This is a genomic window from Hydrogenophaga sp. L76 (assembly GCF_057654755.1).
Genome location: NZ_CM172807.1, coordinates 2790285 through 2811538, shown reverse-complemented (window position 1 = coordinate 2811538; position 21254 = coordinate 2790285). Strand labels below are relative to the sequence as shown.

Annotated in this window: 23 protein-coding genes; 15 read left to right on the top strand and 8 right to left on the bottom strand. The window is 66.8% G+C overall.

Going from position 1 to position 21254, the window contains the following annotated elements:
* From AC23D4_RS13485 to AC23D4_RS13475, 3 genes are all read right to left on the bottom strand, one after another.
* The gene (locus AC23D4_RS13485) at positions 1–249 is read right to left on the bottom strand and encodes a DUF2933 domain-containing protein (protein WP_472890258.1); all 249 of its coding nucleotides are present in this window, start codon (positions 247–249) and stop codon (positions 1–3) included.
* Positions 250–349: 100 nt separating this feature from the next.
* Positions 350–835, bottom strand: coding sequence for a hypothetical protein (locus AC23D4_RS13480; protein ID WP_472890257.1), 486 nt, complete (start codon positions 833–835; stop codon positions 350–352).
* A gap of 129 nt (positions 836–964) precedes the next feature.
* Positions 965–1171, bottom strand: coding sequence for a hypothetical protein (locus AC23D4_RS13475; RefSeq protein WP_472890256.1), 207 nt, complete (start codon positions 1169–1171; stop codon positions 965–967).
* Positions 1172–2149: 978 nt separating this feature from the next.
* On the opposite strand from AC23D4_RS13475, the gene AC23D4_RS13470 reads away from it, so the two are divergent.
* Genes AC23D4_RS13470 through AC23D4_RS13450 form a run of 5 tightly spaced genes read left to right on the top strand, consistent with a single transcriptional unit; the run spans position 2150 to position 5460 of the window.
* On the top strand, positions 2150–3466 hold the full coding sequence (locus tag AC23D4_RS13470) for an NnrS family protein (RefSeq protein WP_472890255.1): 1317 nt from the start codon (positions 2150–2152) through the stop codon (positions 3464–3466).
* Positions 3467–3507: 41 nt separating this feature from the next.
* A complete protein-coding gene (locus AC23D4_RS13465; RefSeq protein ID WP_472890254.1) occupies positions 3508–4125 on the top strand; it encodes a nitroreductase family protein in 618 nt (205 codons plus the stop codon).
* Positions 4126–4151: 26 nt separating this feature from the next.
* Complete coding sequence (locus AC23D4_RS13460; RefSeq protein WP_472890253.1) at positions 4152–4556, top strand: ribonucleotide reductase subunit alpha; 405 nt, start codon at positions 4152–4154, stop codon at positions 4554–4556.
* A gap of 5 nt (positions 4557–4561) precedes the next feature.
* A complete protein-coding gene (locus AC23D4_RS13455; protein WP_472890252.1) occupies positions 4562–5131 on the top strand; it encodes a hemerythrin domain-containing protein in 570 nt (189 codons plus the stop codon).
* A 17-nt stretch (positions 5132–5148) separates the two neighbouring features.
* Positions 5149–5460 (top strand): bacteriohemerythrin, encoded by a 312-nt coding sequence (locus AC23D4_RS13450; protein ID WP_472890251.1) that lies wholly within the window; start codon positions 5149–5151, stop codon positions 5458–5460.
* Between the two features lie 190 nt (positions 5461–5650).
* Here AC23D4_RS13450 and maiA read toward each other — a convergent pair whose 3' ends face one another.
* Genes maiA through AC23D4_RS13435 form a run of 3 tightly spaced genes read right to left on the bottom strand, consistent with a single transcriptional unit; the run spans position 5651 to position 8041 of the window.
* The gene (gene maiA / locus AC23D4_RS13445; RefSeq protein WP_472890250.1) at positions 5651–6292 is read right to left on the bottom strand and encodes a maleylacetoacetate isomerase; all 642 of its coding nucleotides are present in this window, start codon (positions 6290–6292) and stop codon (positions 5651–5653) included.
* Positions 6289–6990: a fumarylacetoacetate hydrolase family protein gene (locus AC23D4_RS13440; RefSeq protein WP_472890249.1), complete on the bottom strand. Its 702-nt coding sequence runs from the start codon at positions 6988–6990 to the stop codon at positions 6289–6291. The genes maiA and AC23D4_RS13440 overlap by 4 nt, the downstream gene beginning before the upstream one ends.
* Positions 6991–7006: 16 nt before the next feature.
* Complete coding sequence (locus AC23D4_RS13435; RefSeq protein WP_472890248.1) at positions 7007–8041, bottom strand: cupin domain-containing protein; 1035 nt, start codon at positions 8039–8041, stop codon at positions 7007–7009.
* A gap of 152 nt (positions 8042–8193) precedes the next feature.
* On the opposite strand from AC23D4_RS13435, the gene AC23D4_RS13430 reads away from it, so the two are divergent.
* The 5 genes from AC23D4_RS13430 to AC23D4_RS13410 all read left to right on the top strand — a co-directional run bounded on the left by AC23D4_RS13430 (position 8194) and on the right by AC23D4_RS13410 (position 12972).
* On the top strand, positions 8194–8670 hold the full coding sequence (locus tag AC23D4_RS13430) for a MarR family winged helix-turn-helix transcriptional regulator (protein WP_472890247.1): 477 nt from the start codon (positions 8194–8196) through the stop codon (positions 8668–8670).
* A 181-nt stretch (positions 8671–8851) separates the two neighbouring features.
* Positions 8852–8992 (top strand): DUF3096 domain-containing protein, encoded by a 141-nt coding sequence (locus tag AC23D4_RS13425; RefSeq protein ID WP_472890246.1) that lies wholly within the window; start codon positions 8852–8854, stop codon positions 8990–8992.
* Positions 8993–9219: 227 nt separating this feature from the next.
* Positions 9220–10653 (top strand): pyruvate kinase, encoded by a 1434-nt coding sequence (gene pyk / locus AC23D4_RS13420; RefSeq protein WP_472890245.1) that lies wholly within the window; start codon positions 9220–9222, stop codon positions 10651–10653.
* A 244-nt stretch (positions 10654–10897) separates the two neighbouring features.
* A complete protein-coding gene (gene fba, locus AC23D4_RS13415; RefSeq protein WP_472890244.1) occupies positions 10898–11962 on the top strand; it encodes a class II fructose-bisphosphate aldolase in 1065 nt (354 codons plus the stop codon).
* Between the two features lie 101 nt (positions 11963–12063).
* Entirely contained in the window at positions 12064–12972 is a 909-nt protein-coding gene (locus tag AC23D4_RS13410) for a phosphoribosylaminoimidazolesuccinocarboxamide synthase (RefSeq protein ID WP_472890243.1), read from the top strand.
* A 10-nt stretch (positions 12973–12982) separates the two neighbouring features.
* Here AC23D4_RS13410 and AC23D4_RS13405 read toward each other — a convergent pair whose 3' ends face one another.
* Entirely contained in the window at positions 12983–13933 is a 951-nt protein-coding gene (locus AC23D4_RS13405; RefSeq protein WP_472890242.1) for a LysR family transcriptional regulator, read from the bottom strand.
* Between the two features lie 108 nt (positions 13934–14041).
* Between AC23D4_RS13405 and AC23D4_RS13400 the strand changes: the two genes are divergently transcribed.
* Positions 14042–15550 carry a CoA-acylating methylmalonate-semialdehyde dehydrogenase gene (locus tag AC23D4_RS13400; RefSeq protein ID WP_472890241.1) on the top strand — a complete coding sequence of 503 codons (1509 nt, stop codon included), beginning with the start codon at positions 14042–14044 and terminating at the stop codon, positions 15548–15550.
* Between the two features lie 532 nt (positions 15551–16082).
* Positions 16083–17123 (top strand): L-glyceraldehyde 3-phosphate reductase, encoded by a 1041-nt coding sequence (gene mgrA / locus AC23D4_RS13395; RefSeq protein ID WP_472890240.1) that lies wholly within the window; start codon positions 16083–16085, stop codon positions 17121–17123.
* A gap of 186 nt (positions 17124–17309) precedes the next feature.
* Here the strand turns inward: mgrA and trxA are convergent, their stop codons facing one another.
* Positions 17310–18218, bottom strand: a complete 909-nt coding sequence (trxA, locus tag AC23D4_RS13390) for a thioredoxin (RefSeq protein WP_472890239.1) — start codon at positions 18216–18218, stop codon at positions 17310–17312.
* 137 nt (positions 18219–18355) lie between these two features.
* Here trxA and purE point away from each other — a divergent pair, with 137 nt between their 5' ends.
* The 3 genes from purE to AC23D4_RS13375 are packed head-to-tail and all read left to right on the top strand — an operon-like array spanning position 18356 to position 21097.
* Entirely contained in the window at positions 18356–18847 is a 492-nt protein-coding gene (gene purE / locus AC23D4_RS13385; RefSeq protein WP_472890238.1) for a 5-(carboxyamino)imidazole ribonucleotide mutase, read from the top strand.
* Entirely contained in the window at positions 18844–20079 is a 1236-nt protein-coding gene (locus tag AC23D4_RS13380; protein WP_472890237.1) for a 5-(carboxyamino)imidazole ribonucleotide synthase, read from the top strand. Before purE ends, AC23D4_RS13380 begins: the two co-directional genes overlap by 4 nt.
* A 7-nt stretch (positions 20080–20086) precedes the next feature.
* Positions 20087–21097, top strand: coding sequence for an L-threonylcarbamoyladenylate synthase (locus AC23D4_RS13375; protein ID WP_472890236.1), 1011 nt, complete (start codon positions 20087–20089; stop codon positions 21095–21097).
* The last annotated feature ends 157 nt before the right edge of the window (positions 21098–21254 follow it).

The following is a 21254-nucleotide window of genomic DNA, read 5'->3' as shown; positions in this document are numbered from 1 at the left end:
CTATTTCCGGCCGTGGTGGGTACGCCCGGAGTCCTGCGAGTGGCTGCTGTGCCCCCCATGACCCTTCCCGTGCATCAAGTGCATCAGCGGACAAGCAAGCAGCAGCAGATAGGGCCAGTAACCCAAAACATGGCCCCAGTGCTCTCGCAGGAAGAAAAAGCCCCCAATGATGGCAACCGTCACCAACACCATTCCGGCTGGGCGGCGCCAGAACGATGGCTCGTTGGATTCGTTGTTGGGTGGGTTCATGGCTACGCTCCTTCAGACTGGACAGCTACGAGTGGGGAAAGGAGGTGCCCGCCGCTCAATGCACAGCGCGATGACTCAAAGGCTGAACAGCGGGGACCTTTCACCTGTTCGCGGGAGGCACCGTCGCGCCTGGCAAGCGCTGCATCATCATTTCCATCATGGTCTGCATCATGTCCATGCGCATCTCCATCATCTGATGGTGCTTCGACATGTCCATGGGCATATCCTTCATGCCCGACATCCCTGGCATGCCCGCCTTGCCGTGCATGCCGCCCATTCCTTTCATGTCCTTCATGCCTTTCATCATGGCCATGCCTTCGTGCATGGATTTCATGTGCTCGTCCATCAAGGCCTGGCGCTCCGCAGGCGTTTTTGCATTGGTCATCTTGTCGCGTATGGACTGCATGTTTTTCATGTGCTCATGCATGGCAACTGGCGCTCCTGAAGATGCCGCGGCGGCTTGATGAGCCGCGTGTTCGTCGGCTTTGGCAGCCGACACAACACCGGTTCCCGGCGCGCCCGGGTTGGCGCATGCGGTCAGCAAAACAGCGGTTGAAAGCGCGAGGATGATGTGGATGGTTTTCATGGTGGTGCTCTGTGAATGAAGGGAGACGCCGCGGGGGGCGGCGAGAAAATGGCCGAGGCCAGAGAAGAGGCGGGTGCTGTCCTGGATTCCCGGACAGGGAGTGCTCTTCGCAATTGACCGCGACGCGGTCTACAAGGTCAGACGGTGGGGTCGCGCATCAATGGGCAGGGCCATGTGCGCGGGTCTGGTGGCGTGCACCCGTCGTTGAAAGGCGGCTTCAGAGGCCAGGGTCGGCACCGCCGTCCGATGTAGCACGCCCACCGAACCCGAACTGCCATCGGCGCTGGGCTGGTCCACCTTGGTGATGGCCAGCGAGGCTTCATCGCAAAACTTCAAGCATCCGTCATTACCGGGATCGGCTGTTTCGCCATGAAGGGATCCGGCGAAAGGAATCTCGTGTGGAGTTGCCGTCAACGATAGAGGACTGCTGGCGTTTGGTTCAGTCAACAGGCATGCGTTGGCTACCCCCGCAGCCAACGCAAACAGCCAAACCACCAGGATCATCCAAGTGGTATAGCGTAGCGAACGTCGGTGCAGGGTCATGTCAATCGAGCGAAGAGTGGCAACAATCCAAGGCTAAACCTGGGCGCTCGAACAGCCTTGATGCAGATCAACGAAGCAGGTCAAGAGACGATTCCGAGTTGAAACAGTGTGCGACCGAGCACGGTGACGGTCGGTTCGTTTCCGAACAGAACGAGTTTCTCCACGAAAAGTGACCTTCGATGCACTCAGTGCGCCTCATGGGGAACGTGCACGCCGCGCATCCAGGCCATGAGGTCGATGGGGCTGGATGTGCCTATGCTGGTTGCCTCGGCCGGAGCACGGGATTTCTTGAGCTGTGGCTTCTGCTGAGGCTGGTGTCCCAACTGCGGTCTGTCGGGAGCTGCTCCTGATCAACCAATGCACTCCACCCTTGTTCATGAATCCCCACGGTCTCGCTCTTCAGACTTGAGTCCGTTGCCACTAAGCGAATGCCATACGGTGGAGAGTGTTAATGCAATCCTTCGTTGGTAGTAGTTCTTTTGGGGGTTCGCGAGGAAAGGATCTGTTGTTTACTGAAAGATCGTCATCGACACGCAATATTGCGAACAAGCTGAGTGGCAAGTTTGGTGGAGAAGAGTGAGATCGACTCATAGAAATGGCACTTGCAGCTTATGCGTACATCAGTGCCGAAACTTGCAGCTTATGAGGGAATTCGCTAGCAGCTTTTGGCGTAGGTGCCATTGCTAACTCGTTGATTTCAAATGGATGAAACTTGCAGCTTATTCACAGACGCACATCAGCCCCGCAGTGCGCAGCGCGGAGGGTAGTCCAGTGACCACCACCGCGCGCCCCGTTGTGCCTGTGCGCCCGGTCGGGCCAGGACGCGCGGGGCGCGCACAGCCGCCAGGGCCGAACCCCTGGCGGCCCGGGCAACTGCTGCTGGCGCCGCACCGGCTGGCGTTCTTTCTCGCGATGGTGTTGCTGCTGGCCTCGGGCCTGTGGTGGGCGCTGGTGCAGGTGGACCGCTCCACGGGCGCCATCGGTCTGGGCTACGCGGTACCGCCAACGATCACCCACGCCGCGGTCATGAGCTTCGGTTTCATGCCGCTCTTTTTTGCCGGCTTCCTGTTCACCGCCGGTCCCAAGTGGCTGGGCGTGCCAGGCCCCGACGCGCGGGCGCTGGTGCCCACCCTGTTGCTCCAGGCCGGTGGATGGCTGCTCTGGCTGGCCGGGGCGCACACGTTTCTCTGGATCGCGGTGGCGGGCGCGGCGCTGGCCGCGGCCGGGCTGGGCGCGCAATACCTGCGCTTCTGGGGCCTGGTGCGGCGCAGCGCGCTGGACGACCGCCTGCACGCCACGGTGGTGGCGGTGGCCGGCACCGTGGGCGCCCTGTGTGTCGCGGGCCTGGCGCTGGCTTTGCTGGCCGGTGCGTTCGACATCGCCCGCAGCCTGGTGCTGACCGGCCTCTGGGGCTTCGTGGTGGTGACCTACCTGGTGGTCGCGCACCGCATGATTCCGTTTTTCACCTCCAGCGCCGTGCCCATGGTGAAGGCCTGGCGGCCGTTCTGGGTGCTGTGGGCCCTGCTGGGGGCCGCGGCCTTCGAGGCATTGGCGGTCTGGGTCGCCGCGAGTGGCTGGGCGGGCGCGCCGGGCTGGATGCTGCTGCAGGGCGTTGTCGAGCTGCTGGCCGGTGGGGTGATCCTCTGGCTGGGCGTGGCCTGGGGCCTGGTGCAGAGCCTCAAGGTCCGGCTGCTCGCGATGCTGCACCTGGGTTTCCTGTGGCTCGGCCTGGCCTTTGTGCTGGCGGGGCTGTCGCAGCTGCTGGGCCTGCGCGCCGGTGTGCCGGCCCTGGGCCTGGGGGCCTTGCACGCGCTCACCATGGGTTGCCTGGGTTCGCTGCTGGTGGCCATGGTCACGCGCGTGTCGTGTGGCCACAGCGGTCGCACCCTGGTGGCCGATGCGCTGGTCTGGGGCGTGTTCTGCCTGCTCCAGCTGGCGGTGCTGCTGCGCGTGGCGGGCGCCCTGGACGGCGCGCCGCTGTGGGTGCTCACGGCCGCCGCGCTGCTCTGGGCCGCTGTGATGGGTGTCTGGGGTCTGCGCCTGATCGGCTGGTACGGCCGCCTGCGCGCCGACGGCCGGCCCGGTTGAGGCTTGCCGTTTTCCCCGTTCCCATGCCTTCACACCCTGCCATGACCTCCGCCACAGAGACCTCCCCTGACTGGGCCTTTGTCGTCAGCGAGCTGATCCAGGCGCGCCAGACCGTGTTGCCCAAGCGCCTCGTGGAACCGGGCCCGGACGCCGGACAGACCCAGGCCATCCTGGCCGCGGCCGCGGCCGCACCCGACCACCTGCAGTTGCTGCCCTGGCGCTTCATCCTCGTGCCAGCCGGGCAGCGTGCCACGCTGGCCGAGGTGTTTGCCCGCGCCCTGAGCGAGCGCGATCCGCAGGCCACGCCCGAGCAGCTGGCGCAGGCGCGCGAGAAAGCGTTCCGGGCGCCGCTGCTGATGCTGGCGGTGGTGGACGGCGCGCGCGGCGACCCCGAGGTGGACCTGAACGAACGCATCCTCTCGGCCGGCTGTGCGGTGCAGAACATGCTGCTCATGGCCACCGCGCTCGGCTTCGGCTCGGCGCTCACCAGTGGCAAGGCGCTGAAGTCGGACACGCTGCGGGCCTGCTTCGGCCTGGACGCCAGCGAACAGGCGCTGTGCTTCGTGAGCGTCGGCACCGTGCTCTCGCGCAAGCCGGCGCGTGCCCGGCCGGTCGTGGCCGACTATGTGAATACCCTGGGTTCGGACCCCGTGTCCTGAATCCCCATTTTCCAACAGGACTTTTCATGGACATCAGCACCTTTGACGATCTGCTGGCCGCCGCGCGCGCCCAGTCCCAGCCCCAGCGCCTGCTGTTTGTGTTCGCCGGCGTCGAGCTGCCGGACGACGCGACCCCTGCCCAGCGCGCGGCTTTCGAGCAGGGCCAGGGCGGTGCGCTGGTGCCGCAGATGTGCGTCGACAAAAGCCCCGACGAGCTGGCTTCGTTTGACCAGCTGAAGCAGGAAGCGACCAGCTTCGGCCAGGCCTGGGGCATGGTGTTCGCGGCTGCGATGTCGGGCGCACCGGGCAAGGCGCCCACCAGCGCCGACGCCGATGAACCACTGAAAAAAATGGTGGAAGCGATCCGCCAGGGCCAGATCGAGGCCTACATCCCGTTCGACCCGCAGGGCCGCGCGGTGCGCCTCGGCTGATCGCCATGGCCGGTATCCGCCTGCACCAGATCGGCCAGCCGGGCGCACAGCCGCCAGCGGCAAGCTTCGAGCAGCCTTTCGAGATGCTCACCGCCTGCCACGAACGGGTGGATCGCATGTTGCGCCTGCTTCACCGGCTGTGCCAGCACCTCGACGAAAAAGGCCTTGACGAACAGGCCGCCCAGGCGGCGCGCGACGTCATGCGCTACTTCGACCTGGCCGCGCCGGACCACCACGAAGACGAGGAGCGCCACGTCTTTCCCCGCCTGCTGGCCGGAACCGATGAGAACGCGAAGGCGGTGGTGCGCCGGTTGCAGCAGGACCATCGGGACATGACCGCGAACTGGGTCAGCGCCCGTGAGGTGCTCCACCGGGTGTCCGAGGGATCGGCGCCGACGTGGTCCGGCCTGGGCGAGGCCGATCGCGCCACGCTGGCGCGTTTTGCGGACCTGTACGCCGATCACATCCGCGCCGAGGAAGACACGGTCTACCCGGCCGCGTCAGCCCTGATCGACGCCCCCGAGCTGCAGCGCATGGGGGCCGAAATGGCCGGCCGCCGCACGGCCCGGTCCTGAGCGACAGGGTCACCCCCATGCCCACCCTGGAACTTCCCCAATTCGAATGGAGCGAGGGGTTCGCCTGCGGGGTGGACCTGATCGACCGGCAGCACCGCAACCTGGTCGACATCACCAACCTGCTGCGCCAGGCCATCTTGCGCGACGACACGGTCAGCAGCGCGAACAGCGTGGAATCGCTTCAGGCCTATGCACGCTACCACTTCGCCTATGAGGAGTCTTGGGCGCGCGACCGCGGCATGCCCCAGGCCGCACTGGACCAGCACGCGCGCCGTCACCAGGCTTTTGCCGATCGCATCCAGGCGATGGCGGAACAGGACGGCCGGTAAGACGGCGATGGGCGCGCCCTGCACCGCTACCTGTGCACCTGGCTGGCCGACCACATCGTCAAGGATGACCGGGAGATGGTTCGCCGCCTGCTCCATCCAGACGGCGCCAAGGCCTGACTACCCGCCCGCGTCCGGACGGCCAGTGCCGCCCCTTTGGGGGTCGCGCGCAGCGCGGCGGGGGTGTCTGACTTCAGGCGGCGTCGGGTTGCCGCGCAGGCGCCGCGCGGCGGAAGCTGTCGAGTTCGCCGCAGGCCTGGTCGATGGCGCTGATCAGCGGCCAGCGCAAAAGATCCACCTGGAATCGCCGCGCACTCTCCACCTGCGGGATCAGGTACACGTCGGCCACCGTGGGCGTGTCGCCAAAACTGAAACGACCCCGCCGCGCATCGGCGGCCAGCAAGGCTTCGTAGGCGTCGAAACCGGCCGTGATCCAGGTGCCGCACCAGGTGTTGATGGCCGCCTCGTCGGCGCCAAAGGTCTTGCGCAGGTGTTCGAGGATGCGGCGGTTGTTGATGGGGTGGATGTCGTTGCCCACGATGGCGGCGAGCGCGCGCACGCGGGCGCGGCCCCCGGGGTCCGCCGGCAGCAGCGCAGGTGCCGGATGCGTCTCCTCCAGCCATTCGATGATGGCCGGTGACTGGATCAGCACCTCGCCATCGTCGAGTGCGAGCGCGGGCACGAGCATCTGCGGGTTGACCGCCTTGAAGCTGTCGGTCAGGTGTGCCTCTTTGCCCAGGTGCACCGCGAGGTATTCATAGCCCAGGCCCTTGAGGTTGAGTGCGATGCGCGTGCGGTGCGAGGTGCCGCTGCGCCAGAAGTTGTAGAGCTTCATTCGGCCGGTCCCACCGTCAGCGCGACCTCGGCCACACCTTCCACGCGCCCGGTGATTCGGTCACCCGCCACCACGGCGCCCACGCCTTCGGGCGTGCCGGTGTAGACCAGGTCGCCGGGTTGCAGGTGGTAAAACAAAGACAGGTCGGCGATGATCTCGCGGATGTTCCAGATCAGCTTGTCCACGTTGGACGACTGCCTGGTTTCGCCGTTGACTTCGAGCGCGATCGCACCGTTTTCGATCACCACGCCTTCCATCGGCACGATCTCGGAGCACACGGACGAATGCTCCACGTCCTTGCCCAGGTCCCAGGGGCGGCCCTTGTCGCGCGCCACCAGCTGCAGGTCGCGCCGTGTCATGTCCAGCCCGGCGGCGTAGCCGTAGATGACGGTGTGCGCGTCCTCGGCCTTCACGCGGAAACCGGCCTTGCCGATGGCGACCACCAGTTCCATTTCGAAGTGGTAGTTCTTCGTCTCGGGCGGGTAGGCCACGGTCGCTCCAGAAAGCGTGAGCGTCTGCGGCGCCTTGGTGAAATAGAACGGCCGCTCGACCGATTTGTCCACCGGCTTGCCCATCTCGACGGCGTGTGCGTGGTAGTTGCGGCCGACGAAAAACAGGCGGTTGATGGGGAAACGTTCGGTCTTGCCAAGGACGGGCAGGGACGGGACGGCGGGCGGGGTGAAGAGATATGGGGTCATGTCGTTCTGCAGAGCGTTAGCGCGTCTCATAGACGCCGAGTTTTCGATGGAGCGGGGATTCGTCGGCGATGAACACGAACGATGGCTTGTCCTGGCGGTTCTTCAGCGTCACGGCCTCGTAGCCGGGCGCGCAGCAGGTGTCGGCTTCAACCAGCTCGAAGCGTTTGCCGCAGGTGGACACGTCCACACCGCCTTCGATCAGGTGGAACACCTGCGCGGGCGAGCGCGCGGGCAATGTGAGCGTCTGGCCGGGCCTGAGCATGAGGGCGTAGAAACCCAGGATGTTCTGTGCGTCGCCGCCGGTTTCGGGGTTCACGTAGGTCACCTGCAGGCAGTCCAGACCGGGCTGGTCGGCGGCCATCGCCACCAGCGCGGCGCGCGTGTCCACCCAGGGGTAACGCAGCATGGGGTAGCGCTTGTCGCTGCGCGCGAACACCTGCGTGGGCACCACGCCGGCGCGGGTCCAGGCGCGGTCGCCGCTGCCTTGTTTGACGGGCTGGCGTTCGCCGTTGATGTGGTAGCTGGCCTCCATGTAATACACCAGCGGCAGGTCCAGCACGTCGAGCCAGACGACCGGGTCTTTGCCGTCGTGGCCGTGTTCGTGCCACAGGCCGGTGGGCGTCAGGATCAGATCGCCGCGGCTCATCGGGCACTTTTCGCCGTCCACCGTGGTGTAGGCGCCTTCGCCCTCGACGATCATGCGCACCGCGTTGGGCGTGTGGCGGTGGCTGGGCGCCCACTCGCCGGGCAGCAGCAGCTGCATGCCCAGGTACATGGCCGGGCTGGCCTTCATGTTCTCCAGCCCGTGGCCGGGGTTGGCCAGCACCAGCACGCGGCGCTCGGCTTTTTCAATCGGGGTCAGCTCGCCGGCTTTCAGCAGCAGCGGCTTGAGCGTGGCGTAGGGCCAGTGGATGGCCTGCGTGGCGCGCGTGGGAATGTCCGGCGGAAGGACCGCGCGCAGGCTGGGCCACAGCGGCACCAGGTTCAGGTTTTTCAGGTCGTCCCGGTAGTCCTGCGGCAGGTCTTCGAGTCGGCCGAGTTGATGGCTCATGGGTGTCTCCGGAAATGGGCGTTTGAAGTGACTGGTGAAAGCCCTGGCATGTCTCTCTAAAAGGCCGCACACACATAATCAGTGTGCTTATCGTAAGTGTCCTGCTAACATGAATCAAGCCTCACGGGGGAAAACCCTTGATTCCATCCGCCATGAAAAATCCCGACCCGTCCACCGTCAACATCGACCTCCAGCCCGGTCACGCGATCCGCCGTCTGCACCAGATTTCGGTCGGCATCTTTTTGCAGGAAGCGGGCGAACTGGGCATCACGCCCGTACAGTACGCCGCCCTGCAGGTGGTTGGCAACCAGCCCGGCATCGACCAGCGCACGCTGGCACGCACCATCGCGCTGGACGCGTCGACCACGGGTGGCGTGGTGGACCGGCTTGAGGCACGGGGCTGGATGGAGCGCCGTACAGCGCCCGAAGACCGGCGCGCACGCCAGCTGGCGCTGACCGCGGCGGGCGAGCAGGCCCTGGCGGCGAGCATCCCCGCGATGCTGCGCGCCCAGGAGCAAATCCTGGCGCCGCTCAGCGAGGGCCAGCGCAGCGACTTCATGCGCCTGCTGAACCTGCTGGTGACGCAAAACAACGAGATGAGCCGCGCGCCGAGCGACGCGGCACGGTAACCGTCGCGCCGCTTCAACCGTTCCATCCCGGCAGCGGGCTTCCGAGGCGCTGCGGCCAGGGGGTCTGTTCGACTGCGCACAGACAACACCGCCGGTCGCGCAAAATCATCGGTTCCCGCATCGCCTGCTCCGAGACCTCGGCGAGGCGCCTGCACCCCAACCCCGAACAAGGAAAATCCTCATGAACCTGCACCTGAGCATCGGACCGCTGGTGTCCCTCATCGCCGGCATCCTCATCCTGGTGATGCCCCGCCTGCTGAGCACCATCGTCGCCGTCTACCTGATCATCATCGGCTTGCTGGGGCTGTTGGGGCAACGCTGAACCCGTTTGCGCCGGCATGCGCTTCCGTTCTCGGGAACGGGCCGGGTGTCCGTGGAGACGCCCTGAGCCTTGCTGCAAGCGATCGGCTCGCTCAAGCCGGGTCGCATCAGTTTCACCAGGGACAACCATCTGGGGCAAGCCGTAACCTGTTGGTAACTTGTTTCACAGATAATTGAAACCAAATTACAGAACCACCCGTTTCAGCCATCCCCCAGGAGCCAGCCCCCATGCCCCAACGCGCCACCAAAATCGTCGCCACCCTCGGTCCCGCTTCCAGCGACCCCGCCCTGCTGGAGGCGATGATCCGCGCCGGCGTCAACGTGGTGCGGTTGAACTTTTCGCATGGCACCGCGCAGGACCACGTCGACCGCGCCACCCTGGTGCGCGAAGCGGCGCAGCGTGCGGGCCGCGAGGTCGGCATCATGGCCGACCTGCAGGGCCCCAAGATCCGCGTCGGCAAGTTCGCCGACGGCAAGGTGATGCTGGAACCGGGCCATGCTTTCGTGCTCGATGCCTCGCGCACCGAACCGGGCGATCTTGGCGGCGTCGGCCTCGACTACAAGGAACTGCCACGCGACGTGAAGGCCGGCGACACGCTGCTGCTGAACGACGGCCTGATCGTGCTGACCATCGACAAGGTCGTGGGGCCGGCGGTGCACACCACCGTCAAACTCGGCGGTGAGCTGTCCAACAACAAGGGCATCAACAAGCAGGGCGGCGGGCTGACCGCGCCGGCCCTGACCGCCAAGGACATGGACGACATCAAGACCGCCATGGGCCTGAAGGCCGACTACGTGGCGGTGAGTTTCCCCAAGAACGCCACCGACATGGAGCTCGCGCGCCAGCTGTGCAACGTGGCCGGTGCGGCCACCGGCCACAAGCCCGCACTGATCGCCAAGATCGAGCGTGCCGAAGCCATCCCCGAGCTGGCCAACATCCTCAGGGTGTCCGACGGCATCATGGTCGCGCGCGGTGATCTGGCGGTGGAAGTGGGCAACGCGGCCGTGCCCGGCCTGCAGAAACACATGATCAAAATGGCCCGCGAGATGGACAAGGTGGTGATCACCGCCACGCAGATGATGGAGTCGATGATCGTCAACCCGGTGCCCACGCGCGCCGAGGTGAGCGACGTGGCCAACGCGGTGCTCGACGGCACCGACGCGGTGATGCTCAGTGCCGAAACAGCCGCTGGCAAATACCCGCTGGAGACGGTGATGGAGATGGCGAACATCTGCCAGGAAGCCGAGAAGGCCGAGTACAGCGAACTGGGCGCCGACTTCACCGGCAAGACCTTCACGCGCATCGACCAGTCGATCGCCATGGGCGCGCTGTTCACCGCCCACCACCTGGGCGCCAAGGCCATCGTGGCACTGACCGACTCGGGTTCCACGGCGTTGTGGATGAGCCGGCACAACGTGCGCATGCCGATCTACGCGGTGACGTCCAACCTGACCTCGCAGCGAAAGATGACCCTCTACCGCAACGTGCGCCCGCTGCTGATGGACACCAGCGCCGACCGCGACACGGCCCTGGCCGACGCCGAGGCGCACCTGAAGGCGCGCGGCATCGTGCAGAAGGGTGATGTGTACGCCATCACCGTGGGGGAACCCATGGGTCAGCCCGGCGGCACCAACACCTTGAAGCTCTGCAGAGCTGGTTGACGGTGCCCCCACGCTCCGCCGCTGCGCGGGGCGCTGCCCCCCGAGGGGGCTGATCCAGCTTGGGGCGGCCCGGCGCTGGATCGTCCTCCGTGTGCCGCTGGCGGCCCGGCGAAGCCGGTTCCGCGGCGGCCTGGTGTTGATGCCCATCTTTCCGGGCGGGGGTTTGTCATCGGTGTGCAAGGCCCACGGCGCTAAAATTCGCCGAGTTACAGACCGGTTACCAACTTTGATCTAGGGGATTTTCATGGCTCTCGTTTCCATGCGCGAACTGCTCGACCACGCTGCGGCGAACGGTTACGGCATTCCGGCTTTCAACGTCAACAACCTCGAACAGGTGCAGGCCGTCATGGCCGCGGCCGACGAGGTCGGCGCTCCGGTCATCCTGCAGGCCTCGGCCGGTGCCCGCAAGTACGCGGGTGAAGCCTTCATCAAGCACCTGATCCAGGCCGCTGCCGAGATGTACCCGCACATCCCGATGGTCATGCACCAGGACCACGGCACCAGCGTCAAGGTCTGCGAAGGCGCCATCGCCCTGGGCTTCGGCTCGGTCATGATGGACGGCTCCCTCAACGAAGACGGCAAGACGCCGTCGAGCTTCGACTACAACGTGGAAGTGACCCGCAAGGTGGTCGAGATGGCGCACCAGAGCGGCGTCACGGTGGAAGGTGAACTCGGCTGCCTGGGCAACCTGGAAACCGGTGACGCGGGCGAAGAAGACGGCATCGGCGCCGAAGGCAAGCTGGACCATTCCCAGATGCTGACCGACCCCGAAGAGGCCGCCACGTTCGTGAAGGCCACCCAGCTTGATGCCCTGGCCATCGCCATCGGCACCAGCCACGGCGCCTACAAGTTCAGCCGCCCGCCCACCGGCGACATCCTGGCCATCAGCCGCGTGAAAGAGATCCACGCCCGCATCCCCAACACCCACCTGGTGATGCACGGTTCGTCCAGCGTGCCGCAGGACCTGCTCGCGATCATCAACCAGTACGGTGGCCAGATGAAGCAGACCTGGGGCGTGCCGGTGGCCGAGATCCAGGAAGCCATCAAGCACGGCGTGCGCAAGATCAACATCGACACCGACATCCGCATGGCCATGACCGGCGCGGTGCGCAAGTTCATGGCCGAGAACCCCGAGAAGTTCGACGCCCGCGAATGGCTCAAGCCCGCCCGCGAAGCCGCCAAGGCGATCTGCAAGCAGCGCTACATCGAGTTCGGCTGCGAAGGCCAGGGCAGCAAGATCAAGGGCGACACGCTCGCCGTGATGGCCGCGAAGTACGCCAAGGGTGAGCTGGCGCAGAAGGTGGTCTGATCTCTCGACCGACCTGCGATAATCGTCCGGAATGGTTCGGAGCCCGTTGACTGTTCGGTCACCGGGCTTTTTTCTTGGCTGTCACTCCCTTGCGCCCGATCATGACTTCCGCCCTGCACACCTCCGCCCTGAACTCCCTGCCGCTGCTCGCGCGCGGCAAGGTGCGCGACAACTACGCCGTGGGCGACGACCGCATCCTCATGGTCGCGTCCGACCGCATCAGCGCCTTTGACGTGATCATGGGCGAGCCCATCCCCGGCAAGGGCGCGTTGTTGACCAAGCTCAGTCTGTTCTGGTTCGACCAGCTCGGGCCCAAGGGCCTGAATATCTGCCCGATCCACCTGACCGGCGATGCACCCGAGAGCGTGGTGTCGTCCGAAGAGGCGCCGCAGGTCGCGGGCCGCTCCATGCTGGTGCAGCGCCTCAAGCCCATCCCGGTGGAAGCCGTGGTGCGCGGTTACCTGGCTGGCAGCGGCTGGAAGGAATACCAGGAGAGCCGATCGGTCTGCGGCGTGCCGCTGCCCGAAGGGCTGATGAACGCGAGCAAGCTGCCCGAGCCGATCTACACGCCGGCCGCCAAGGCCGAGTTGGGCGAGCACGACGAGAACATCACCTTCGAGCAGACCGTGGCCATGATCGGCCCCGAGCTGGCCACCAGAATCCGCGACATCTCCATCGCGCTGTACAAGGCCGCGGCCGAGATCGCGCTGAAGAAGGGCATCATCATCGCGGATACCAAGTTCGAGTTCGGCCTGGACAAGGCCGGCACCCTGGTGCTGATGGACGAGGTGCTCACGCCGGATTCCTCGCGCTACTGGCCGCTGGAGAGCTACGTGGTGGGGCAGAACCCGCCGAGCTACGACAAGCAGTTCCTGCGCGACTGGCTCGAAACCGCCCAGGTGGGCGGCAAGGCCTGGGACAAGACACCGCCCGCGCCACGCCTGCCCAAGGAAGTGATTGAAAAGACCTCGGCCAAATACCAGGAAGCGCTGACGCGGCTGATGGGCTGAGGCCCTCGCGTCAGGTCGCCAGGCCTTCGGCAAACCCCGGCGCCAGGGCCTGGCGCAGGAAATCCACAAACGCCGTCACCGCGCGCGGTACATGGGCCGAATATGGCCGGATGGCGTAGATCTGGTCGGCAAACGCACCCACCGGCTGCCACAACGGCAACACCATCACCAGCTTGCCCGCGAGCAGGCTCGCCTGGGCGCTGAAGTCGGGCAGCAGCGCAATGCCCAGCCCGCCGAGCGCGGCGTCGCGCAGCGCCTCGCTGTTGTTGGCCGCCAGCGAGCCCGACACCTGCACCGTCACCCGCTCAGCGCCGGCTTCCGGTTGCAGCGGCTCCAGCGTCCAGGCCGGCGTGTCCTGCGAGCGCGGGTAATGCAGGCAGTTGTGCCGCGCCAGGTCGGCCGGCGTCTGCGGCGTGCCCTGGCGGCGTAGGTAGGCGCGGCTGGCCACCAGCACCGAGCGCGTGGTGCACAGCGTCCAGGCCACGTGCGTGTCGGGCGGGTTGGCCGTGTGGCGGATCGCCAGATCAAAACCTTCGGTGGCCAGCGAACTCAGGTGGTCCGACAGGTTCAGCTCCAGCCGCACTTCGGGGTACTGGCGCAGAAACTCCGGCAGGCGCGGCACCAGCTGCTGGCGCGCAAAGGCCACCGGCGCCGTCACGCGCAGCAGGCCGCGCGGCGCGCCGGCGGCATCGCGCACCTGCGCAAAACACTGGGCGATGTGCTCGAACGAGGCGCGGGTGTCGTCCACCAGGCGTTGGCCGGCTTCGGTCAGCCGCACGCTGCGGGTGGTGCGCTGCACCAGCGCCACGCCGGCCATGCGCTCGAGCTCGGCGATGCGCTGGCTCACCGCCGCCTTGCTCACGCCCAGGCGCGCGGCGGCGGCCGTGTAGCTGCCCTGCTGGGCCAGCACGCCCAGCCAGTGGAAGTGGCCCCAGAGTTCGTGGACTTTCTGCTCGTTCATGGATCCTATTGTTCACCATTTTGAACAATCATTTCAGGTTTTTGGCCTTGTATCGGGCGGCCGTGCTTCCTACACTGCACCCACCCCTCATCCAGTCCGAGACACACCATGACCACCGCCATCACCCACTTCATCGCTGGCGCCCGCGCCGCCGGTTCCTCCACCCGCGCGCAGGACGTGTTCAACCCCGCCACCGGCGCCGTCACCGGCCGCGTGGCGCTGGCCAGTGCCGCCAACGTGGACACGGCCGTGGCGGCCGCGCAGGCTGCGTTCCCCGCCTGGTCCGACACGCCGCCGATCCGCCGCGCGCGCGTGATGTTCAAGTTTCTCGAACTGGTGAACCTGCACAAAGACGAGTTGGCGCACCTGATCACCGCCGAACACGGCAAGGTGTTCACCGACGCGCAGGGTGAGGTGGCGCGCGGCATCGACATCATCGAATTCGCCTGCGGCATCCCGCAACTGCTCAAGGGCGATTTCACCGACCAGGTCTCCACCGGCATGGACAACTGGACCATCCGCCAGGCGCTGGGCGTGGTGGCCGGCATCACGCCGTTCAACTTCCCCGTGATGGTGCCCATGTGGATGTTCCCCGTGGCGATCGCCGCGGGCAACACCTTCGTGCTGAAGCCCAGCCCCATCGACCCCAGCGCCAGCCTGTTCATGGCCGAGCTGCTGAAGCAGGCCGGCCTGCCCGACGGCGTGTTCAACGTGGTGCAGGGCGACAAGGAAGCCGTGGATGCGCTGCTGGTGCACCCGGACGTGAAGGCGATTTCCTTCGTCGGCTCCACGCCCATCGCTAACTACATCTACGAGACCGGCGCCCACCACGGCAAGCGCGTGCAGGCCCTGGGCGGTGCCAAGAACCACATGGTGGTCATGCCCGACGCCGACCTGGACCAGGCGGTGGACGCGCTGATCGGCGCGGCCTACGGCAGCGCCGGCGAACGCTGCATGGCCATCTCGGTGGCGGTGCTGGTGGGCGACGTGGCCGACAAGATCATGCCCAAGCTGATCGAGCGCACGAAGGCGCTCAAGGTGCTCAACGGCACCAACCTGGCGGCCGAGATGGGCCCGATCGTGACCGCCGCCGCGCACCAGCGCATCACGGGTTACATCGAAGCGGGTGCTGCCGAAGGCGCCGAGCTGCTGGTGGACGGCCGCCGCTTCGATGCGAAGCAGACCGGCGAAGGCTGCGAAGCCGGTTTCTGGATGGGCGGCACGCTGTTCGACAACGTGACCACCGACATGAAAATCTACAAGGAAGAGATCTTTGGCCCGGTGCTGAGCTGCGTGCGCGTGCACGACTTCGCCGAGGCGGTGCAGATCATCAATCACCACGAGTTCGGCAACGGCACGAGCTGCTTCACGCGCGACGGCAACGTGGCGCGCGAGTTCGCGCGTCGCATCCAGGTGGGCATGGTGGGCATCAACGTGCCGATCCCCGTGCCCATGGCCTGGCAGGGTTTTGGTGGCTGGAAGAAGAGCCTGTTTGGCGACATGCACGCCTATGGCGAAGAGGGCGTGCGCTTCTACACCAAACAGAAGTCGATCATGCAGCGCTGGCCGGAGTCGATTGGCAAGGGGGCTGAGTTTGTGATGCCCACCGCTAAATAAGTTACCCCCTGCGCCGCCTTCGGTGTCACCCCCCAGGGGGCGCCACTGGCGGCCCGGCGGAGCCGGTTCCGCGGTGGCTCTGGGTGGGGCACTTCGGCCTCGTTGCTCTTTTTGGGCGGCGAGGCTTTTTGTTTTCTGCACCTCGCGGGTCGATGGCGCGGCGCGTCCGACTCCGCGAATGTCCCCCGGGCCGTGCCGGCCCTCCTCCTTGACTTCGCTGCGTCAGACACACCACGCCATCGACGGGCGAACGGACGGATTTCCAGAATGTGGATAGCCAACCCCTCGGCCCGGCGCAATGGGGCGTTCTGCATAGCGAAGTAAAGGAGGAGGATCGGGCGTAGCCCGATCCGGGGGGCATGAGCGGCGCAGAGCGCTCCGTTGCGCCGGGCCAGCGAGCGCCAACCCAAGGCCAGCGTCAACACAGTCAAACGACCACCCAACCCTCATCAGGGTTGTCGACGCAAGGCACTGGGATTTCATGGGGTTACTGGGTAGAGTGGATAGCCAGCCGGCATGAAGGAGGCCCACCATGTACACAGCCGCCACCACGCGCTACGACAGCTTGCCCTACCGCCTGTGCGGCCGCAGTGGGCTGCGCCTGCCCGCCCTCTCGCTCGGTCTGTGGCACAACTTCGGCGACAGCTCGCACCTGGAAACCCAGCGCGCCATGCTGCGCACCGCCTTTGATCTGGGCATCACCCACTTCGACCTCGCCAACAACTACGGCCCGCCCGCCGGCAGCGCCGAGACCAATTTCGGTGAACACCTGCGGCACGATTTCCGGCCCTACCGCGACGAACTGCTGATCTCCACCAAGGCCGGCTGGGACATGTGGCGCGGGCCCTATGGGCAGGGCGGCGGTTCGCGCAAGTACCTGCTCGCCAGCCTCGACCAGAGCCTCAAGCGCATGGGTCTGGACTACGTCGACATCTTCTATTCGCACCGCTACGACCCGGACACGCCGCTCGAAGAAACCATGGGCGCGCTGGCCACCGCCGTGCAGCAGGGCAAGGCGCTTTACGTGGGCATTTCCAGCTACTCGGCCGGCAAGACCCGCGAGGCCGCGGCGATCCTGCGGCACATGGGCGTGCCCTTGCTGATCCACCAGCCGTCCTACAGCCTGCTCAACCGCTGGATCGAGGGCGAGCTGCTCGACACCCTGCAGGACGAGGGCGTGGGCTGCATCGCCTTCAGCCCGCTGGCCCAGGGCCTGCTGACCAGCAAGTACCTGGGCGGCATTCCCGAGGGCGCGCGCATCAACCAGCCGGGCGGCGGCTCCTTCAAGATGGAGCACCTGAGCGAGCAGAACCTGAACCACGTGCGGGCGCTCAATGAGATCGCCTTCAACCGGGGCCAGAGCCTGGCGCAGATGGCGGTGGCCTGGGTGTTGCGCCAGCCCGGCATGACCTCGGCGGTCATCGGCGCCAGCCGCCTGGAGCAGATCGTGGAGCTGGCTGGGGCACTGGACAACCTGGCTTTCAGCCCCGAGGAACTGACCGCGATCGACCAGCACGCGGTGGAGGGCGGCATCAACCTCTGGAAGAAGCCGTCGACCGATCAGAGGCCGTAGATCGGCTCACCCCCGCCGCGCTGCGCGCGACCCCCTTCAAGGGGGCTGAGGACCGCGGCTCCGAGCCTGCCTGCGCAGGCTTGGACGGGACGAAGAGTCAGCGGCTCTGACGCTGACGCGGCCTGCAAGGCACGCTGGAGGCCCGGCAAAGCCGGTTCCTCGGCGTCCTGGGTGAGCACCCGCGCTTTAGCTCAGCACCACGCTGGACAAACGCCGGCGGTAGGTCGCCACGGTCGGGTCTTCCGGTGGCACCTGGCCTTCGGCCACCTTGGGCTTGGGCGGTTCGATGATGTCGAGGATGGCGATGAAGGTCTTGCGCGCCAGCTCTTCGTTCCAGGCCTTGTCGCGCATCAGGATTTCCAGCAGATCGTCCATGGCCGGCACGAACTGGTTGTGCGCCATCAGCAGCTGGGCCAGCGCGAAGCGGCTGTCGAAGTCGCGCTTGTTGGTGGCGATCTTGGCCTGCAGCTCGGCGGCGCGCGCCTCGGGGTCGGCCACCATGTCCTGCGCGTCGCGCGCTTTCATCCAGCGGTTGAGCGAGTCGAGCCGGCGCACGGCCACGGCCTTGGCGATCACCGGGGCAAAGGCCACCTTGGCTTCGTCGTCGCGTTCCAGCTCCAGCAGCAGCTTGACCAGGTCGAAGCGCGCGTCGTCGTTTTCCGGGTCGGTCTGCACGGCGTGCTGCAGTTTGTCCAGAGCGCCTTCCACGTCACCGTCGGCCAGCGCGTCCAGCGCTTCGGCCTCTTCGGCGGCAGCTTCCACTTCTTCGGCCGCGGGCAGGTGCTTGTCGAGGAATTCCTTGATCTGGCCTTCGGGCAAGGCGCCCATGAAACCGTCGACCGGCTGGCCGTTCATGAGCAGCACGCAGGTGGGGATGCTGCGAATGCCGAAGGCCTGGGCGAGCTGCTGCTCCTGGTCGGAATCGATCTTCACCAGTTTGAAGCGCCCGGCGTAGTCGGTCTCGATCTTCTCCAGCAGCGGGCCGATGACCTTGCAGGGGCCGCACCAGGGCGCCCAGAAATCGACCAGCACGGGCGTTTGCATCGAGGCTTCGATGACTTCGGTTTCAAAGTTGGCGACGGTGACGTTGATCATGGGAAAGGCTCTGGAAATGGGCGCACATCGCCGACGGCGGGGCGCGAAACGTAAAATCGACACTTTACCGGAGAGGGGCCGATTTCCCGAACCGGTCCCCCACGCCGGCCCTCCGGGCGCCCGGCAGAAAGCCCTCCATGAGTTCCATCCAAGTGGGCGTGGTCATGGGTTCCAGCAGCGACTGGGACACCATGCAGCACGCCGTGCAGATCCTCAAAGACTTCGGCATTCCGCACGAGGCGCGCGTGGTCTCGGCGCATCGCATGCCCGACGACATGTTCGCCTACGCCGAGGCCGCCGTCGGCCGCGGCCTCAAGGCGATCATCGCCGGCGCTGGCGGCGCGGCGCACCTGCCCGGCATGATCGCGGCCAAGACCGTCGTACCGGTGCTGGGCGTGCCGGTGATGTCGAAAGCGCTGTCGGGTGTCGATTCGCTGCACTCCATCGTTCAGATGCCCAAGGGCGTGCCGGTCGCGACGTTCGCCATCGGCCAGGCTGGTGCGGCGAACGCGGCGCTGTTTGCCGTGGCCTTGCTGGCCAACGAAGACCCGGCGCTGCGCGAGAAGCTGGAAGTTTTCCGCGCTGCGCAGACCGAGGCGGCCCGCAACATGGCACTGCCGACCACATGAGCCGCAAACCTCTTTTGCCCGGTGCCCTGTCGGACCGTGGCCAGCAGATGACGCTGGGTGTCATGGGTGGTGGCCAGCTGGGCCGCATGTTTGTGCAGGCCGCGCAGGCCATGGGCTATTTCACCGCGGTGCTGGACCCGGACCCGGCCAGCCCGGCCGGGCTGATCAGCCACTACCACATACAAACGCCGTACGACGACGAGCAGGGTCTGGCGCAGCTGATGCAGCGCTGTGACGCCATCACCACCGAGTTCGAGAACGTGCCCGCCCCCGCGCTGCTCACGCTGGGCGCGCACCGGCCGGTGGCGCCTTCGTCGGCCAGCGTGGCGGTGGCGCAGGACCGCATCGAGGAAAAGGCGCATTTCGTGGCCTGCGGCCCGATCAGCGGCGTCTACCCCGCGCCCTACGCGGCCATCGCATCGCCCGAGCTGCTGGCGGCGGTGCCGGCCGAGCTGTTGCCCGGCATCGTGAAAACCGCGCGCCTGGGCTACGACGGCAAGGGCCAGATCCGCGTCAAGACCCGCGAAGAGCTGGCCGCCGCCTGGGAGCAGCTGGGCCGCGTGCCCTGCGTGCTGGAAAAGCTCATGCCGCTGCAGAGCGAGTGTTCGGTGCTGGTGGCGCGCGGCGCCGACGGTCAGGTGGTGAGTTTCCCGGTGCAGGCCAACACGCACCACGACGGCATCCTCGCCATCACCGAGGTCTACGAGGGCGCCGTGCCGGCCGATCTGGCCGCGCGCGCACAGGCCAGCACGGTGGCGATCGCGAACCACCTGAACTACATCGGCGTGTTGTGCGTCGAGTACTTCGTGGTCGACAACGGTCAGGGTGGCAGCGACCTTATCGTCAACGAGATGGCGCCGCGCCCGCACAACAGCGGCCACTATACGCAGAACGCCTGTGACATCTCGCAGTTCGAGGCCCAGGTACGCGCGCTCGCCGGCCTGCCGCTGCCCGTGCCGCGCCAGCACAGCCCGGCCATCATGGTCAACCTGCTGGGCGACTTGTGGTTCAACCCGAACGGTGTGCGTGCGCAGGCCAGCGAGCGGCCGGTGTCGCCGCCCTGGGCGCAGGTGCTGGCGCTGCCCGGCACGCACCTGCACCTGTACGGCAAGCTCAGCGCCCGCCCGGGCCGCAAGATGGGTCACCTGAACATCACCGGCAGCTCGGTGGCGCAGGTGCGCGAGACGACCGCGAAGGTGCTGGCGCTGCTCGGCCTGCCCGCGCTGCCCTGATCCACCGATGCCGCTCTGCCTGAACGCCAGCGATCCGGCGGCTGTCGAATCCGCCGCCCAGCGCCTGGCCGCGGGTTCGCTGGTCGGCATGCCGACCGAAACCGTCTATGGCCTGGCGGCCGATGCCGGCAACGCCAGCGCCGTGCAGCGCATCTTCGAGGCCAAGGGCCGGCCGAGCGACCACCCGCTGATCGTGCACATTCCGCCCGCTGGGGCGGCCGACTGGCGTGCCGCCGTGGCACCGTTTGCGCGCGACGTGCCGGCGTTTGCTGCCGCGTTGATGCAGGCTTTCTGGCCCGGACCGCTCACGCTGATCCTGCCGCGCCGGCCCGAGGTGGCGGCGGTGGCTGCGGGTGGCCAGGACTCGGTGGGCCTGCGCTGCCCCTCGCACCCGGTGGCGCAGGCGCTGCTGGTGGCGGCGCGTGCGCACGGCGTGCACGGCGTGGCCGCGCCCAGTGCCAACCGCTTCGGCCGCGTCAGCCCCACCACCGCCGCGCACGTGGCCGAAGAGTTCACCGACCTGGCGGACGACGCGCTGCTCATCCTGGACGGGGGGGGCTGCCCGGTGGGCATCGAGTCAACCATCGTGGACTGCTCGCGCGGCGCCCCGGTGCTGCTGCGCCCCGGGGTGATCACGCCGGCGCAGATCGAAGCCGTGTGTGGACAGCCGCTGCGCGCGCGCGACGAGGCCGCGCCGCGCGCCTCCGGCACGCTGGAATCGCACTACGCGCCGCGTGCCAAGGTGCGGCTGATGGCGGCGCCGCAGCTGCAGGCGGCGCTCGACGTGCTGGGTCCGGACGCGAAACACATCGCGGTCTACGCCCGCGCACCGCTGAAAACGGCGCGCGGCATTCTCTTTCGCCGCATGCCCGACGATGCAGCCCAGGCCGCGCAGGCGCTGTTTGCCGTGTTGCGCGAGCTCGATGCCACGGGCGTCAAGCTCATCTGGGTGGAAACGCCGCCCGAAGGCGCCGACTGGGATGGTGTGCGCGACCGCCTGCAACGCGCATCGGCCTGAACGAAACACCCCCTGCGCCGCTTCGCGTCACCCCCCTCAAGGGGGGCGGCACTGGCCGTCTGGCAAAGCCAGCCCGGCGGTGCCTCTGGGCGGCGTTGTCTCATGCGTTGCGGGTGGTGCTCCGGTGCCATGAAAACTGATACGGCTTCGCGCCTTG